14 protein-coding genes are annotated in these 16262 nt (G+C 60.6%); 10 read left to right on the top strand and 4 right to left on the bottom strand.

Annotated elements, in window-relative coordinates; translation table 11 throughout:
* Nucleotides 1–27: 27 nt before the first annotated feature.
* From HX873_RS14735 to HX873_RS14730, 3 genes are all read left to right on the top strand, one after another.
* Nucleotides 28–921 carry a LysR family transcriptional regulator gene (locus HX873_RS14735; RefSeq protein ID WP_177122843.1) on the top strand — a complete coding sequence of 298 codons (894 nt, stop codon included), beginning with the start codon at nucleotides 28–30 and terminating at the stop codon, nucleotides 919–921.
* Nucleotides 922–1058: 137 nt separating this feature from the next.
* Nucleotides 1059–1181, top strand: coding sequence for a PA1414 family protein (locus HX873_RS31800; RefSeq protein ID WP_003210728.1), 123 nt, complete (start codon nucleotides 1059–1061; stop codon nucleotides 1179–1181).
* 441 nt (nucleotides 1182–1622) lie between these two features.
* Nucleotides 1623–3722 (top strand): FAD-dependent oxidoreductase, encoded by a 2100-nt coding sequence (locus HX873_RS14730; protein WP_177122842.1) that lies wholly within the window; start codon nucleotides 1623–1625, stop codon nucleotides 3720–3722.
* A gap of 61 nt (nucleotides 3723–3783) precedes the next feature.
* On the opposite strand, the gene HX873_RS14725 is transcribed toward HX873_RS14730, so the two are convergent.
* The 4 genes from HX873_RS14725 to speB all read right to left on the bottom strand — a co-directional run bounded on the left by HX873_RS14725 (nucleotide 3784) and on the right by speB (nucleotide 8180).
* On the bottom strand, nucleotides 3784–5166 hold the full coding sequence (locus tag HX873_RS14725; RefSeq protein WP_003210730.1) for a sodium:solute symporter: 1383 nt from the start codon (nucleotides 5164–5166) through the stop codon (nucleotides 3784–3786).
* 111 nt (nucleotides 5167–5277) lie between these two features.
* Nucleotides 5278–6783 (bottom strand): cytosine permease, encoded by a 1506-nt coding sequence (locus HX873_RS14720; RefSeq protein ID WP_177028531.1) that lies wholly within the window; start codon nucleotides 6781–6783, stop codon nucleotides 5278–5280.
* Nucleotides 6784–6804: 21 nt separating this feature from the next.
* Entirely contained in the window at nucleotides 6805–7230 is a 426-nt protein-coding gene (locus HX873_RS14715) for a nuclear transport factor 2 family protein (RefSeq protein WP_003210732.1), read from the bottom strand.
* Nucleotides 7230–8180, bottom strand: coding sequence for an agmatinase (speB, locus tag HX873_RS14710; protein ID WP_003210733.1), 951 nt, complete (start codon nucleotides 8178–8180; stop codon nucleotides 7230–7232). The genes HX873_RS14715 and speB overlap by 1 nt, the downstream gene beginning before the upstream one ends.
* 240 nt (nucleotides 8181–8420) lie before the next feature.
* Between speB and HX873_RS14705 the strand changes: the two genes are divergently transcribed.
* From HX873_RS14705 to HX873_RS14675, 7 genes are all read left to right on the top strand, one after another.
* On the top strand, nucleotides 8421–9314 hold the full coding sequence (locus HX873_RS14705; RefSeq protein ID WP_003210734.1) for a LysR family transcriptional regulator: 894 nt from the start codon (nucleotides 8421–8423) through the stop codon (nucleotides 9312–9314).
* Nucleotides 9315–9320: 6 nt separating this feature from the next.
* Nucleotides 9321–9917, top strand: coding sequence for a tRNA-uridine aminocarboxypropyltransferase (locus HX873_RS14700; protein ID WP_003210735.1), 597 nt, complete (start codon nucleotides 9321–9323; stop codon nucleotides 9915–9917).
* Nucleotides 9918–10017: 100 nt separating this feature from the next.
* Nucleotides 10018–10920 carry a cysteine synthase CysM gene (gene cysM / locus HX873_RS14695; RefSeq protein WP_003210736.1) on the top strand — a complete coding sequence of 301 codons (903 nt, stop codon included), beginning with the start codon at nucleotides 10018–10020 and terminating at the stop codon, nucleotides 10918–10920.
* Nucleotides 10920–12272, top strand: a complete 1353-nt coding sequence (gene rlmD, locus HX873_RS14690) for a 23S rRNA (uracil(1939)-C(5))-methyltransferase RlmD (RefSeq protein WP_177122841.1) — start codon at nucleotides 10920–10922, stop codon at nucleotides 12270–12272. The genes cysM and rlmD overlap by 1 nt, the downstream gene beginning before the upstream one ends.
* A gap of 136 nt (nucleotides 12273–12408) precedes the next feature.
* Nucleotides 12409–14652 (top strand): GTP diphosphokinase, encoded by a 2244-nt coding sequence (gene relA, locus HX873_RS14685; RefSeq protein ID WP_008438176.1) that lies wholly within the window; start codon nucleotides 12409–12411, stop codon nucleotides 14650–14652.
* Between the two features lie 153 nt (nucleotides 14653–14805).
* Nucleotides 14806–15639, top strand: a complete 834-nt coding sequence (gene mazG / locus HX873_RS14680) for a nucleoside triphosphate pyrophosphohydrolase (RefSeq protein WP_177122840.1) — start codon at nucleotides 14806–14808, stop codon at nucleotides 15637–15639.
* Between the two features lie 25 nt (nucleotides 15640–15664).
* Nucleotides 15665–16210 (top strand): DUF2058 domain-containing protein, encoded by a 546-nt coding sequence (locus tag HX873_RS14675; protein ID WP_003210740.1) that lies wholly within the window; start codon nucleotides 15665–15667, stop codon nucleotides 16208–16210.
* Nucleotides 16211–16262: the final 52 nt, after the last annotated feature.

The raw sequence follows: 16262 nt of genomic DNA, 5'->3' as shown, positions 1-16262 counted from the left end.
TAACTTGTTCAGTTTTGGAGAATGGTGATGGAGTTCAGTCAATTGCGGATTTTCCAGGCCGTGGCCGAGGAAGGCTCCATCACCCGTGCCGCTGAGCGCTTGCACCGGGTGCCGTCCAACCTGTCGACCCGGCTTAAACAGATGGAAGAACAACTGGGCGTCGAACTGTTCGTGCGCGAGCGCCAGCGCTTGCAGCTTTCTCCTGCAGGCAAAGTGCTGCTGGACTACAGTGCGCGCCTGCTGGCCCTGCATGACGAAGCCCATGGCGCGGTGCAAGGCGGGCAACCGGCTGGAGACTTTGTGCTCGGCAGCATGTACAGCACGGCGGCGATTCATTTGCCCAAGCTGCTGGCGCGTTACCACAAGGCGTATCCGATGGTGAACCTGCAGGTGCAGTCAGCTCCCAGCGGTGAACTGCTGGAAGGCTTGATCACCGGGCGCCTGGACGCCGCATTGGTGGATGGACCGTTGACCCTGGCCACCCTCGACGGCGTGCCGCTGTGCGAAGAGCGCCTGCTGCTGATCTGCGAGGCGGATCATCCGCCGGTGCGTGGGCCGCAGGATGTTGCCGGCCGTTCGGTGTTCACTTTCCGACGCAGTTGTTCTTATCGGGCGCGCCTGGAAGCCTGGTTTTCCAACGATCGCGTGGCCATGGGCCGGGCCATCGAGATCGAGTCCTACCAGGGCATGCTGGCTTGTGTAATCGCCGGTTCCGGCGTGGCGTTGATGTCGGAATCGATGCTCGACAGCCTGCCGGGCAAGGACAGCGTGTCCATTCATCCGCTGGCCGAGCCTTTTGCCAGCGCCACCACCTGGTTGATGTGGCGCAAGGGCATGCTCGGCGCTAACCTCAATGCGTGGATTGACCTGCAGCAGGAGGGCAAGGTGCTACCGGAAACCGAAACCCGAGCGATTGCTTGAACGATCCGTCAGGATTTTGATCAATTCAGTAATAGTTCGTTGTGGTTTCGTTCAAGCAATACGTAAGACTTAAGACTACTATCTGTAGGAAGCGGCCACAGAATTCCAGCCGCTCGGCATTACCCCAAGGGGGCACCATGAAAGAGAAACTGCAAAACTGGCTGCACGACCTCGGCGTCGCACTCGGCTTGATCGAGCCACCGCTGCAACCGGTGCCAATCCGCACCGATGACGAGCAGCGTCGCCCGCGTCGCAGGTAAGTCCTGGAAAGCGCTCAAGCATGTTTGTTTGGGCGCGGCCAGGAGGTTTGCCTATGTATTGGAGTCATGATTGATCATGACCCGTTGCTGTGTACTTCAATTCTTCGTCTGGCTTTGGCCGGACGTTTTCATTTTCGGGGTTTGGTGATTTTCTCAAGACACCTGCTTTCGGAATAATCCTTCAAATATTTAATTTAACAATGCCACGGTAATACCGATTGGTAGTCCGGACGTGTGCGCGTCAGTCGAGTTTTGCCATTAAGTATCGGAATTGGACTACCTGTTTGTCAGAGTCGACGGGCTTATTTGATTATTAGGGTAGGCGTAGGTTGAGTTTCATCACGAAAAGATTTGTAGCGTTTGCAGTTCTTGCAAGCCCCCAACTTCATTGAGTTGCGCTCTCCGGAGTAGGAGCCAGTCAGAACTGTTGGAGACAAAACCATGATGTTCTCTTCCGTTCCGCCAGTCGCCGCGTCACTCATTGCCACCACCGAAAACATCTTGCATATCGCCCCTGCATCGCGTGGCTGGAAAGCTGATGCACCCGGCAACGTGGTGTTTTTCCCGCCGACGTTAACCAAGCAGGCTCTGCTTATACAGATTGCACTGCTGCGCCCATCAACGCTCGTTGTCGCAGACCAGGTTATTGATGCCGACGTCATCAACCAATGGCGTATATCCCACCCATTTGGCGAACTCTATTTGGTCCGCAGAGGTACAAGTCTGGATAAGATCCGATTGGATCTGTGCGAGCGCAACAATGTTCGAGTGATTAACACGCCAGGGGTCAATGCGCCGCATGTTGCTGCCTATATTGCGCACTGGCTGACGCTGGCCGATGGCTCCTTGCCCCATGACATCTGTGTACTGGGATACGGTAATGTAGGGAAAGAGCTTGTTAAGTTGTTGCTTGCTCGAGATCCGGATGTTCGGATTAAGGTGTTGGATCGACGCGATCGAGTGTCGGACAGTTTCGGGAAAGCCTCTTCCGATTGTAGGGTTTCATTGGTTGACGACTGGCTTGAGGCGCTCGAGGGGGCCAATGCAGTCGCCCTATGCTTATCCCTGAATGATGAATCCATTTATCGCATTGATCGGACCCTCATTCAGTGCCTGCACAGAAAGGCTCGCCTTGTCTGTGTCGCCAAGCCGGATGTCTTTAGCGACGATGCGTTGCAGACCCTGGCAGTCTCCGAAGATATCCAGCTCATATTGGACTACGGCCCCAGGACACTGGATGCGTTTCGGGTGCGCACACAAGCGCTCGGCTGCAGTGTCTCCACGTGGTACAAGCCGGCGACGCTGACCACACAGGCGGCCACCACCGAAGCCTGCCATTGCGACCTCGACTATGCGGTCTCGGTGCAACTGAGCTTGATGGCCTTGCGCGGCCTTGTCCGGCGCAAACTCGCACACTCTTTGGCGATCCCCTCTCGGCAAGCCGATGCCGGTGCGCCGCGTGTGTCGATCATCGGCAGAGGTATCAACGGGCTGCTCCAAGCCGTGATGTTCCGCCTGGCAAATTATCAGGTCACGGTTTACGGAGGAAATCAGCAGCGCGATGGTGCCAGTCACAAGCAGGTGAACATGCGTCATCTGTCAGCAACGGAGACGACTGCAAAACCGCTGCCTAACGATTACCTGACTCCCGCAAATCAGTACCTGGCCATTGAGTGCAATCGCGCAGGCATCGAGCTGTTTGAAAAATTCCTGGCCGACAACCCATCGCTGGCACGATTTGCACGATCGCGAATTGTACGAGCCTATGTGGACGACTCCAGTGGCACGGAGGCCGCGATCCGCGAGCAACGGGATATTGAAAACAGGCCTTGGCCGAGTGGCAAGCCGGGGCGAGAGCTTGCAGAGATCAGTCAGCTGCAATTCCAGGCAATGTATGGAGTTCCCGAGGTCGGGCGGGCGATTGAGGTGTCGGGCTACGATCTGGAATTTATCCATTTAATGGATGAGATGGTGACGCTTTTGCAGCGCTCAGGGGTTGAGTTCCTGCCACGGCACCTGAGTCCGGTCCAAATTGCCGATCTGAGTAGAGAGCACTTTGTCGTCACGGCCATGGGGGTGGACGAGCCAGAGGTCATCCCGATCATTGGCTGGTTTTTCAAGCTGCGCGCCGTTGATGATGAAGGTGTAGACATGCGCGGACTCAAGCTGCAGTACGACCTGCCAATCGGCGTCATGAATTGCCGCCTGGACGGGAACTGCATCCTTGTCTCCGCCGGGCAGGTGCCGCCCGATTCGACGCCGCAGTACAAGGAGCAGATACGGGCGGCGTGCCTGGCTGCCGTTTCTCGACACTTTCCAAAGTCCTGCAGCCGCGCAATCGAACGTGGCGACTTGCAACAAATCGAATGTGCCAGGCCCGGCACCGCAGATGGACTTTCAATCGTGCATTGGTCCGCCTACAACCGCATTGTCGCGGGGGCAACTTATGCCGGGGGCACCACGCAGGGATTGGTATGGGCCTCTTTGGTCCAGGAAGTCATCCAGGCCAGAGCGCCGGGGGTTTCGGCAGTATGGGAATAAAAAAAACGGGTGCGACATCCGACGTCGCACCCGCTGAAGAAAGCTACTTTCAACTATTCGTTCAGATCGCCCGAGCCGCAACAGCCTCCGGACGACGGGACAGCAAACTCACCAGCACAAAACTCACCAGGCCCACGCCCAGGCTGTAGTAGATCGGTGTATTGGCGTCCAAACCATCCTTGATCATGAACACCAACGCGGTCACAAAACCCAGGGTCATGGAGGTGATCGCCCCGGAAGTCGTCGCACGTTTCCAGAAAATCGCCCCGATCAGCGGGATCAACATGCCGCCCACCAACAGGTTGTACGCCAGGGTCAGTGCGCTGATCACATCACTCACCACCAGCGCGATACCCAACACAGCGATACCGGTCAGCAAGGTAAACAGACGGTTGATCTTCAAGCTTGACTGCTTGCCACCACGCAGGCGCGGCAGCAGGTCTTCGGTCAATACGGTGGAAGCGGCGAGCAAGCCGGCGCTGGCGGTGGACATCATCGCAGCCAGTGCAGCGGCGATCACCAGGCCGCGGATACCGTCGGGCAGCGAGACTTTGACGATGGCGGCGAACGCATTGTTGACGTTGTCCAGGTCCGGGATCAGTACGTGGGCGGCCATGCCGATCAGCGCACAGGCCAGGCCGTAGAGGATGCAGTAGAAACCGGCGAAGGTGCCTGCGTACTGGGCGACCTTTTCGTCACGGGCGGTGAACACCCGTTGCCAGATGTCCTGGCCGATCAGGATGCCGAAGAAGTAGATCATGAAGTAGGTGATGATGGTGTCCCAGCCGATTTCAGTGAAGCTGAAATTCGACGCGGGCAGCTTGGCCACCAATTCATCCCAACCGCCGACGCGGTACAGACAGATTGGCAGCAGGATAAACATCAGGCCGACCGTCTTGATCACGAACTGCACGATGTCGGTCAGGGTCAGCGACCACATGCCGCCAATGGTCGAGTACACCACCACCACGCCACCGCCTACCAATACCGACATCCAGAACGGCAGGTCGAATAACACTTGCAGCACGGTGCCGATGGCCAGGATCGAGGTCACGCCGATCATCAGCGCGTAGGCCAGCATGATCACCGCACTGGCCTGGCGGGCCATGGGGTTGTAGCGTTTCTCCAGGACCTGGGTCACGGTGAAGATTTTCAGTTTCAGCAGCGGCTTGGCCAGGAACAGGTTCAGCGCAATGATCCCCGCGCCCAGCGCGGCGCACAGCCAGAAACCGGAAATACCATGTACATAGCCCAGGCGCACGGTGCCGACGGTGGACGCACCGCCCAGCACCGTGGCAGCCATGGTGCCCATGTACAGCGTCGGGCCGAGGTTGCGGCCGGCCACCAGGTAGTCTTCATGGGTCTTGGCGCGGCGCATGCCGTAGTAGCCGAGCACCAGCATGCCGGCGGCGTAGATGAGGACGACGAATAGATCTAAGGCCATGACGGCGAGTCTCCGATTATCTTTTTTATGTGGGGCTAAAGGGGGCTGTGTGGCGAGGGAGCGTGCTCCCGCTGGGCTGCGCAGCAGCCCCAATCCATTCCATGCAATTCATCAGGCGGCCTCGCGACTGCTGCGCAGTCGAACGGGAGCAGGCTCCCTCGCCACAGTCGGTCCGTAGACGGCAGCCGGTTCAGGGAACACGCGAAGCAGTGTCAGGTACACCAGCGAGGCCAGGCCCAGGGTCACCGGCAAGCTGATGTCGATGCCATCGGCGAGGTTGCCCAGCGGCCCGACAAACTGCCCCGGCAGGTTGACGAAGCACAGGCCCACCAGCGCACTCGGGATCCAGGCCCCCAGGCCGCGCCAGTTCCAGCCATGGCTGAACCAGTAGCGCCCGCCGGTTTCGCCGCGAGTGAACACTTGCAGGTCATCCGGGCAGTAGTAACCCCGGCGCACGATCAGGCCGATGATCATCATCACCATCCACGGCGTGGTGCAGGTGATGATCAGCACGGCGAAGGTCGACACGCTCTGCACCAGGTTGGCGGCGAAACGTCCGATAAAGATGAAGGCAATCGACATCACCCCGATCAGCAGCGTCGCCTTGACCCGGGACAGCAGGCGCGGGAACACGCTGGACATGTCCAGGCCGGTGCCATACAGCGAGGTGGTGCCGGTGGACATGCCGCCGATCACCGCGATCAGGCACACCGGCAGGAAGAACCAGCTCGGTGCCACCGCCAGCAGGCCGCCGACATAGTTGTTGGCCGCGATGTAGTCCGGTGCCTTGACCGCCACGATAGTCGCGGTGGCCAGGCCGAACAGGAACGGGATCAAGGTGGCGATCTGCGCGAACACCACCGCCAGCATGATCCGCACCTTCGAGGTTTCCCGCGGGATGTAGCGCGACCAGTCACCGAGGAACGCGCCGAAGGAAATCGGGTTGCTCATGGCCACCAGTGCTGCACCGATAAACGCCGCCCAGAAGCCGGTCTGGCCGAGGGCAACGGTGCCGGCGAAGTGGCTGTCGAAGGCCGGCGCGAAGGCGAAGATCCCCAGCAGGAACAGCAGGCTCGCCGCCCACACTGCGATGCGGTTGACCCACAGCATGAAGCGAAAGCCGTAGATGCACACCGTCAGCACGAGAATGGCGAAGACGCCGTAGGCCAGGCCCAGGGTCAGGTCGGTTTCCGGCAAGCCCACCAGACGTTTCGCACCGCCCACCAGCGCATCGCCTGAACTCCACACCGACAGTGAGAAGAACGCAATAGCGGTCAGCAGCGACAGGAACGAGCCGACAATCCGCCCGTGCACACCAAAATGCGCACCGGAAGACACGGCGTTGTTGGTGCCATTGATCGGACCGAACAGACCCATGGGGGCGAGGATCACCGCACCCACCAGCACGCCCAGCACAATCGCCCAGACGCCGGCCTGGAACGACAAGCCAAACAGCACCGGAAAGCTCCCCAGCACGGCGGTGGCGAAGGTGTTGGCACCGCCGAAAATCAGGCGAAACAAATCCTTCGGCCCGGCGGTACGTTCGTGGTCCGGGATCTGTTCGACGCCGTTGGTTTCTATGTTGCGAATACTGTTTTCGTTGTTTTTATTATTCATGATCTGCTCCGATCACATTGGCTAATGGGGCGGCAGCCCTTCCGGCATAGCGGACAAATGTTCGTGACAGGCCAGCCACAGGCCTTCTTTTTGTTGTGTGCGATCCCCTTGCCGCTTGAAGACAATGGTCTCGCGTTCCTGGCTAAAGAATTGCTCCCCGTTCATGCGCAGCTCGGTGGCCACGTCATGCACAAATACCGCGACGTCACCGTGCAGGCTGACGAAAGCGTTGCTTGAGGTGCAGGAAAGCACCTCAAATCCCTCGTCCCGGCGCCAGCTGTCCCACAACACCTGGTAGGCATCGCGACTCAGCAGCGGCTGGGGGAGGGTGTAGAACACGAAGCTGGCGTCGGCACTGAACGCACCGAAGTAGGCGTCGCGATCATTGCGGGCGAAGGCCGACACCAGGTCGGCCGCGGCTTTTAATACCTCGGCCTGGGCGCTCATCAGCGGTGCGCCACGCCCGGCAATACGCAGAGCATTTCGTACAGCAGGTTGGCGCCCAGCAGCGAGGTGTTGCCGGTGGTGTCGTACGGCGGCGAAACTTCTACCAGGTCGCAACCAATCAGATCCAGGCCTTGGCAGCCGCGGATGATTTCAATCGCCTGGATCGTGGTCAAGCCACCGATTTCCGGGGTGCCGGTGCCGGGCGCCCAGGCTGGGTCGATGCCGTCGATATCGAAGCTCAGGTACACCGGGCCACCGCCGACTTTCTCGCGCACTTCAGCCATCAGGGGCGCCAGCGAGTGATGCCAGCATTCTTCGGCCTGGACCACGCGGAAGCCCTGTTTGCGGCTCCAGTTGAAGTCTTCGGCGGTGTAGCCCTGGGCGCGCAGGCCGATTTGCACCACGCGGTCGCAATCCAGCAAGCCTTCTTCCACCGCGCGGCGGAAGGTGGTGCCGTGGGCGATTTTCTCGCCGAACATGTGGTCGTTGACGTCGGCGTGGGCATCGATGTGCACCAGCCCGACCTTGCCGTGTTTCTTGTGGATCGCCCGCAGGATCGGCAGGGTGATGGTGTGGTCACCGCCCAGGGTCATCGGGATCACATTGTGTTCGAGGATCTCGTCGTAGGCTTCTTCGATGATGCGCACGGCGTCCAGCAGGTTGAAGGTGTTGATCGCCACGTCGCCGATGTCGGCAACCGACAGCGAGTCAAACGGCGCGGCGCCGGTGGCCATGTTGTAAGGGCGGATCATCACCGATTCGGCGCGAATTTCCCGCGGCCCGAAACGGGTGCCGGCACGCAGGGAGGTGCCGATGTCCAGGGGCACGCCGACGAAGGCGGCGTCCAGGCCCTTGGCCGATTGCAGATGGGGAAGACGCATCATGGTGGCGATGCCGGCGAAGCGCGGCATTTCGTTGCCGCCCAGTGGTTGGTGGAAAATCTTGTCCACGGGATTGCCTCATCGTTTTGTTTATTAGAAGCCGATTCTGCGAAATGCATGGGAAGGGAAGAATCGGCAGGGGCAAATACTTAGTTCAGATTTTTCTAAACTAATGCCTGAGGTAAACTCGGCTGCAACTGTAGGAGCTGGCTTGCCAGCGATGCAGGCGCCTCGGTGTAGCGGGCGCACCGAGTGGATTGCATCGCTGGCAAGCCAGCTCCTACAGGTTTTGTGTTACTTGGAGATCTTATGGCCAACGCCTTGCCCGACCTGAAACTCCTGCGCATCTTCGTCAGCGTCGTGCGGCACCAGGGTTTCGCCAATGCCCAGCACGAACTCAACCTGTCGACCTCGGCCATCAGCACTTACATGAGCCAGCTGGAAGCCGCGTTGGGCCTGGTGCTGTGCCATCGCGGGCGGGGCGGGTTCAGCCTCACCAGCAAGGGCGAGTTGTTCCATCAGGAAACCCTGCGCCTGCTGGGCGAGCTGGAAGGCTTCGAGCAATACGCCGCCGCGCTCAAAGGCGAACTGCGCGGCACCCTGAAACTCGGCGTACTCGACTCCACCGTCAGCGACAAGGCCTTGCCGTTTGCCGAAGTGATCGGCGCCTACAGTCAGGAACACCCGGCGGTGCATTTGCACCTGTCGGTGATGAGTCCTTACGAGTTGCAACTCGGCGTCCAGGATAATCGCCTGGACCTGGCCATCGGTGCGTTTTCCAACCGGATGAGCGGGCTGATCTATATGCCGCTGTACCGCGAACAGCACTGGCTGTATTGCAGCACCCGTCACCCATTGTTCAACGAGCGGCGCATTCCCGAACAAGTCATCACCCAGCAACGCATGGTCGGTCGTGGTTACTGGAGCCAGGCCGAACTGGCGCGTCACGGCTTCAAGCACAGCGCCGCCACGGTGGAAAGTATGGAGGCGCAATTGATCCTGGTGCTGTCCGGCGCCTACATCGGCTACCTCCCGGAGCACTACGCCCAGGCCTGGGCCGACAAAGGGGATTTGCGGGTACTGCTGCCGGCAACCTTTGGTTACCAGGCGCCGTTCTCGATGATCATGCGCCGGGGCCGCAGCCGCGAACCCCTGATCCAGACCTTCCGCGATTTACTCAAAGCCCAGCTCAACCAGGCCTGAAAACCCATGTCCAGACCCCAATGCTCCCGCTGCCTGCGGCCCACCACTCACTGCCTGTGCGCGCTGATTCCCCGGCTGGATAGCCGAACCCGGGTGTTGCTGTTGCAGCATCCGAGTGAGGTCAATCACGCCTTGAATACCGCGCGGTTGGCGGCGCTGGGCTTGGTGAATGCGCAGTTGGTGGTGGGGGAGGTGTTTGAGGATTTGCAGGCGTTGTTGAATCCGCCGGGTTATCAGGCGCGTCTGTTGTTTCCGGACGAAAATGCCCAACCCTTGCAGGCCTATACGCCATCCGACGAACCGTTGCTGTTGGTGGTGCCGGACGGTACCTGGCGCAAGGCGCGCAAGTTGCTGCACCTCAATCCTTTATTGGCGGCGCTGCCTCGGGTGACGCTGGCGGAAGGCGCCGTGTCCCGTTATCGGCTGCGCAAGGCACCGGGGCCCGGGGCGTTGTCGACGGTGGAGGCCATCGTGCAGGCGTTGCAGGTGCTTGAAGCGCCCACCTCATTTGAGCCGCTGCTGAAACCGTTCGAGGCATTGATCGAAGGACAGATTGCCGCGATGGGCGATGAAGTGTTCCAGAGAAACCACGGCCCCGCCTGAGTTATTCCATTAAGCGATAAGCACCACACTTTGCGTGATATGGCCCGCCAGCCTTTCCCGGTATGATAGTCGCCCCCGCAGTCTGGATTGCGAATACGCCATGACCTTGCAGTACCCCACCATCGCCGATTGCGTCGGCAACACCCCGCTGGTCCGCTTGCAGCGCCTGCCGGGCAACACCAGCAATACCTTGTTGCTCAAGCTCGAAGGGAACAACCCGGCCGGCTCGGTCAAGGACCGCCCGGCGTTGTCGATGATCACCCGCGCCGAGTTGCGTGGGCAGATCAAGCCCGGCGACACCCTGATCGAAGCCACCTCCGGTAACACCGGGATTGCCCTGGCCATGGCCGCGGCGATCAAGGGCTACAAGATGGTCCTGATCATGCCCGACAACGGCAGCGCCGAGCGCAAGGCGGCGATGACCGCCTACGGCGCCGAGTTGATCCTGGTCACCCAGGAAGAAGGCATGGAAGGTGCCCGCGACCTCGCCGAGCGTATGGCTGCCGAAGGCCGTGGCCTGGTGCTGGACCAGTTCGCCAACGGCGACAACCCCGAGGCGCACTACACCACCACTGGCCCGGAAATCTGGCGCCAGACCCAGGGCACCATCACTCACTTCGTGAGTTCGATGGGCACCACCGGCACCATCATGGGCAACTCGCGCTACCTCAAGGAGCAGAATCCCGAGATCCAGATCGTCGGCCTGCAACCGATGGAAGGCGCAGCGATCCCGGGGATCCGTCGTTGGCCCGAAGAGTACTTGCCGAAGATCTACAACGCGGCTCGCGTCGATCGCATCATCGACATGGCCCAGCGTGAAGCCGAAGACACCACCCGCCGCCTGGCCCGTGAAGAAGGGATCTTCTGCGGCGTGTCGTCCGGTGGCGCCGTGGCCGGGATGTTGCGCTTGTCCCAGGAGTTGGAAAACGCGGTGATCGTCGCGATCATCTGTGACCGTGGCGACCGTTACCTGTCGACCGGCATTTTCGACGCGCCCAACTGATGGCCAAGCACGAGAGAGGCCTGCGCTTCCAGCCGACGGGCGGCAGCCGGGGCCCACAGATTCCTGTAGGCAAGAAGCAGCGCCTGACCATCGAGCGCCTGGCCAACGACGGCCGCGGCATTGTGTTCTTTGAAGGCCGCACCTGGTTTGTCGTGGGTGCGCTGGCCGGTGAAGAGGTGGAAGCGCGGGTGTTGGGCGCCCACGGCAAAGTGGTCGAGGCGCGCACCGAGCGCGTATTTACCGCCAGCGAACTGCGCCGTCCGGCACCCTGTGTGCACGCCGGCCGTTGCGGCGGTTGCAGCCTGCAACACTTGCCCCATGACGAACAACTCGCCCTGAAACAGCGCATGCTCGCCGAGCAATTATCCCGTGTGGCAGGTGTCGAACCCCAGGAGTGGGCCGCGCCTTTGAGTGGGCCGGAATTCGGTTATCGCCGCCGCGCCCGCGTGGCCGTGCGCTGGGATGCCAAGGCGAAGAAACTTGAAGTCGGCTTTCGTGCCGTGGCCAGCCAGGACATCGTCGCCATCGACGATTGCCCGGTGCTGGTACAGGCCTTGCAACCGATCATGCAGCGTTTGCCCAACATGCTGCGGCGCTTGAGCAAGCCTCAGGCGTTGGGGCATGTGGAATTATTCAGTGGTTCGTCGATTGCCGTGTTGTTGCGACACATGGCGCCCTTGTCCGAAGCGGACCTGACGATCCTGCAGGAATTTTGCACGTTCCATGAAGCCCAACTGTGGCTGCATGGTGAGGGCCAGCCGCAACCGGTCGAACCAGACCAGGCCTTGGGCTATCGTCTGGAACCGTGGGATTTGCAGTTGGCGTACCGCCCGGGAGACTTTGTGCAGGTCAACGCCGGGGTCAACCAGGCGATGGTCGCCCAGGCGCTGGATTGGTTGGCGCCAAAGTCCGACGAGCGGGTGCTGGATTTGTTTTGTGGCTTGGGCAACTTCGCCTTGCCGCTGGCCCGCCAAGTGCGGGAAGTGGTGGCGGTGGAAGGCGTGCAGGCCATGGTGGACCGGGCGGCACAGAATGCCGTCAGCAATAATTTGCATAATGTTCAGTTTTTTCAGGCCGATTTGTCCCAGCCTTTGACCGACGCGGAATGGGCCAAACAGGGCTTTTCTGCGGTACTCTTGGACCCACCCCGCGATGGTGCCCTGGAGGTTGTGCGCAAGCTCGCTACCCTGGGGGCTGATCGCCTGGTGTATGTGTCCTGCAATCCGGCAACGCTGGCGCGGGACACGGTCGAGTTGGTCAAGCAAGGCTACCGGCTAAAACGTGCCGGGATCCTCGACATGTTTCCCCAGACGGCCCATGTCGAGGCCATGGCGTTATTTGAAGCGGGCTAGGATGCCCGTTTAATCCGACTGGCCTGCATCTCCTGGGCCTGTGACCTGCCAGGGAGCGTGCACAAGCTTTTTTTGTAAAGCAGGTCAGCGATGATTTTGACGCACTAAAAGGTGCGTCGTAGGGAAGGTAAGCAAGATGGTACAGGTGAGAGCACACCAGCCGATCAACACCGACGGCAGTATCAATCTCGAGGCATGGCTGGATCATGCCATCAGTGTCGACCCGGCACTGGACCGTGAAGCCTTGAAAGCAGCCTGCGAGTTCGCTCGTGAGTCTGAACAGCAAGACAATGCGGCGAAGAACCTGTGGGCCGAAGGCACTTCAAGCTTTCGCACCGGGTTGGAAATCGCCGAGATCCTCGCCGATCTCAAGCTCGATCAGGATTCGCTGATCGCGGCGGTGCTGTATCGCGGCGTGCGCGAAGGGCACATTCAGCTGCCCACCATCAGCCAGCGTTTCGGCACCGTGGTGGCCAAGCTGATCGACGGCGTGCTGCGCATGGCGGCGATCAGTGCCAGCCTCAGCCCGCGCCAGTCGATGGTGCTGGGCACCCAGGGCCAGGTGGAAAACCTGCGCAAGATGCTGGTGGCGATGGTCGACGACGTGCGCGTCGCCTTGATCAAGCTGGCCGAGCGTACCTGCGCGATTCGGGCGGTGAAAACCGCCGACGACGAAAAGCGCAACCGCGTCGCCCGCGAGGTGTTCGACATCTACGCGCCGCTGGCCCACCGCCTGGGCATCGGCCATATCAAGTGGGAACTGGAGGACTTGTCCTTCCGTTACCTCGAACCCGATCAATACAAACAGATTGCCACGCTGCTCCATGAGCGGCGGCTGGACCGTGAGCGCTTTATCGCCGACGTGATGAGCCAGTTACGCACGGAATTGCAGGCCACCGGCGTTGAAGCCGACATCAGCGGCCGGGCCAAACACATCTATTCCATCTGGCGCAAAATGCAGCGCAAGGGCCTGGCCTTCAGCCAGATCTACGACGTGCGCGCCGTGCGTGTGCTGGTGCCGGAAATGCGCGACTGCTACACCGCGCTGGGTATCGTGCACACGCTGTGGCGGCACATCCCCAAGGAATTCGACGACTACATCGCCAACCCCAAGGAAAACGGTTACCGCTCATTGCACACGGCAGTGATCGGCCCCGAGGGCAAGGTGCTGGAAGTACAGATCCGCACCCACGCGATGCACGAAGAGGCGGAGCTGGGCGTATGCGCTCACTGGCGCTACAAGGGCACCGACGTCAAGGCCGGGTCGAACCAGTACGAAGAGAAAATCTCCTGGTTGCGCCAGGTGCTGGAGTGGCACGAAGAGCTGGGCGACATCGGCGGTTTGGCCGACCAGCTGCGGGTAGATATCGAACCTGACCGGGTCTACATCTTCACCCCCGACGGCCACGCGATCGACCTGCCCAAGGGCGCCACACCGCTGGATTTTGCGTACCGGGTGCACACCGAGATCGGCCACAACTGCCGTGGCGCCAAGATCAACGGGCGCATCGTGCCGCTCAACTACAGCCTGCAGACCGGTGAACAGGTCGAGATCATTACCAGCAAGCACGGTACGCCGAGCCGCGACTGGCTGAACCCGAACCTGGGCTACATCACCACGTCCAGGGCGCGGGCGAAGATCGTCCACTGGTTCAAATTGCAGGCGCGCGACCAGAACGTCGCCGCCGGCAAGACCTTGCTCGAGCGCGAATTGGCACGCCTGGGCCTGCCGCAGGTGGACTTCGACAAGCTGGCCGAAAAGGCCAACATGAAGATCGCCGAAGACATGTTCGCCGCCCTCGGTGCCGGCGATCTGCGCCTGGCGCAGTTGGTCAACCTGGCCCAGCAACTGGTTGAGCCGGAGCGTGGCAGCGAGCAGCTGGAACTGATTCCACGCAAGGCCACCGGCTACAAGCCGGGCAAGCGCGGCGATATCCAGATCCAGGGCGTCGGCAACCTGATGACGCAAATGGCCGGCTGCTGCCAGCCATTGCCGGGCGACGCCATCGTCGGTTACATCACTCAGGGCCGCGGGGTGAGCATTCACCGCCAGGACTGTGCCTCGGTGTTGCAACTGGGCGGGCGCGAGCCGGAGCGGATCATCCAGGTCAGTTGGGGCCCGGTGCCGGTGTTGACCTATCCGGTGGACATCATCATTCGTGCCTACGACCGTTCCGGGCTGCTGCGTGATGTGTCGCAGGTGCTGCTCAATGAGCGGATCAACGTGCTGGCGGTCAACACCCGCTCGAACAAAGAGGACAACACGGCGCTGATGTCCCTGACCATCGAGATTCCGGGGCTGGACGCGTTGGGTCGGTTGCTGGGGCGTATTTCCCAGTTGCCGAACATCATTGAGACCCGGCGTAATCGCACGCCATGAGTAGCTGGACGAGCGCGGACTGAACTGTGGGAGCGGGCTTGCTCGCGAAGGCGGTGTGTCTGTCAAATATCAGGCAACTGACACGACGCCTTCGCGAGCAAGCCCGCTCCCACATTTGATCCTCAGCGTTCCCACTTCTGCGGAAAGAGACTGATGTATTCACTTGAAGACCTGCTGCACCTGATGAACCGCCTGCGCGACCCGCAATACGGTTGCCCGTGGGACATCAAACAAACCTACGCCACCATCGTCCCCCACACCCTGGAAGAAGCCTACGAAGTCGCCGATGCGATCGAGCGCGGGGATTTTGATCACCTGCAAGGTGAGTTGGGCGACCTGTTGTTCCAGGTGGTGTATTACAGCCAGCTGGCGCGGGAAGAAGGGCGCTTCGAATTCGCTGGGGTGATCGACAGCATTACCCGCAAGTTGATTCGCCGTCACCCGCATGTGTTTCCCACGGGAGACTTGTACGCGCCGCTGGATATTCCGCAGCTGAGCGAAGAGCAGGTCAAGCAGCGTTGGGAAGAAATAAAGGCCGAGGAGCGTGCGGAAAAATCCGACGCACCGGAGCAACTGTCCTTGCTGGATGATGTACCCACGGTCTTGCCGGCGCTTTCCCGCGCCGCCAAATTGCAAAAGCGCGCCGGGCAGGTGGGTTTCGACTGGCCGGCCGCGTTGCCCGTGGTGGATAACGTGCGCGAAGAGCTGGATGAAGTGCTCGAAGCCATGGCCGATAACGACCCGGCCGCCATCGCCGATGAAGTAGGTGACCTGCTGTTTGCGGCGGTCAACCTGGCCCGTCACCTCCAGGTCGACCCGGAAGCAGCCTTGCGTTTAGCCAACGCTAAATTCGAACGACGTTTCCGATTTATCGAACAGGCATTGCGCGAGACCCACCGTCCCATAGAAGATTGCACCCTCGAAGAGTTGGACGCCCTGTGGGGCGAAGCCAAACGCCAGGAAAAGAATCTGTCCAGCTGCGGCTGAGCCGTTGCCCAAGTGAGTAAGCACCATGAGCATTTCCCTTCGCGACCAGTTGCTCAAAGCAGGTCTGGTCAACCAAAAGCAGGCCAAGCAGGTCGGCAAAGAGAAACAGAAACAGCAGCGCCTGGTGCATAAAGGCCAGGCCGAAGCGGACGACAGCCAGGCGCGCCTGGCCATCCAGGCGCATGCCGAGAAGGTCAAGCGCGACCAGGAGCTGAACCGTCAGCAGCAAGAAAAGGCCGAGGCCAAGGCCCGCGTTGCGCAGGTCAAGCAATTGATCGAAACCTCGCGCCTGCCCAAGCTGACCACCGAGGACTACTACAACTTCGTGGATGACAAGAAGGTCAAGCGCCTGTCGGTCAACACGCTGATGCGTAACAAGCTGAGCAACGGCTCCCTGGCGATCGTGCATCACGGTGGCGGTTACGAGGTGATCCCGCGCGAAGCCGCGCTGAAGATCCAGGAGCGGGCGCCGGAGCGCATCGTCCAGATGAACGTGCTGACCGAAAGCCAGGTGCCGGATGAGGATGATCCGTACGCCGCCTACCAGATCCCTGATGACCTGATGTGGTAATGCGTTAGAAACACACATTGTGGCGAGACGGCTTGTTGTGGCGAGGGAGCTT

The sequence above is a fragment of the Pseudomonas sp. P7758 genome, from assembly GCF_013386485.1.
Taxonomy (GTDB): Bacteria; Pseudomonadota; Gammaproteobacteria; order Pseudomonadales; family Pseudomonadaceae; genus Aquipseudomonas.
Note: the sequence above shows the minus strand (reverse complement) of the source record. Positions and strands in the feature narration are given on the sequence as shown.

Coding starts and splice junctions, on each gene's coding strand:
- HX873_RS14735 (WP_177122843.1), top strand. CDS start 28: ATGGAGTTCAGTCAATTGCGGATTTTCCAGGCCGTGGCCGAGGAAGGC.
- HX873_RS31800 (WP_003210728.1), top strand. CDS start 1,059: ATGAAAGAGAAACTGCAAAACTGGCTGCACGACCTCGGCGTCGCACTC.
- HX873_RS14730 (WP_177122842.1), top strand. CDS start 1,623: ATGATGTTCTCTTCCGTTCCGCCAGTCGCCGCGTCACTCATTGCCACC.
- HX873_RS14725 (WP_003210730.1), bottom strand. CDS start 5,166: ATGGCCTTAGATCTATTCGTCGTCCTCATCTACGCCGCCGGCATGCTG.
- HX873_RS14720 (WP_177028531.1), bottom strand. CDS start 6,783: ATGAATAATAAAAACAACGAAAACAGTATTCGCAACATAGAAACCAAC.
- HX873_RS14715 (WP_003210732.1), bottom strand. CDS start 7,230: ATGAGCGCCCAGGCCGAGGTATTAAAAGCCGCGGCCGACCTGGTGTCG.
- HX873_RS14705 (WP_003210734.1), top strand. CDS start 8,421: ATGGCCAACGCCTTGCCCGACCTGAAACTCCTGCGCATCTTCGTCAGC.
- HX873_RS14700 (WP_003210735.1), top strand. CDS start 9,321: ATGTCCAGACCCCAATGCTCCCGCTGCCTGCGGCCCACCACTCACTGC.
- cysM (WP_003210736.1), top strand. CDS start 10,018: ATGACCTTGCAGTACCCCACCATCGCCGATTGCGTCGGCAACACCCCG.
- rlmD (WP_177122841.1), top strand. CDS start 10,920: ATGGCCAAGCACGAGAGAGGCCTGCGCTTCCAGCCGACGGGCGGCAGC.
- relA (WP_008438176.1), top strand. CDS start 12,409: ATGGTACAGGTGAGAGCACACCAGCCGATCAACACCGACGGCAGTATC.
- mazG (WP_177122840.1), top strand. CDS start 14,806: ATGTATTCACTTGAAGACCTGCTGCACCTGATGAACCGCCTGCGCGAC.
- HX873_RS14675 (WP_003210740.1), top strand. CDS start 15,665: ATGAGCATTTCCCTTCGCGACCAGTTGCTCAAAGCAGGTCTGGTCAAC.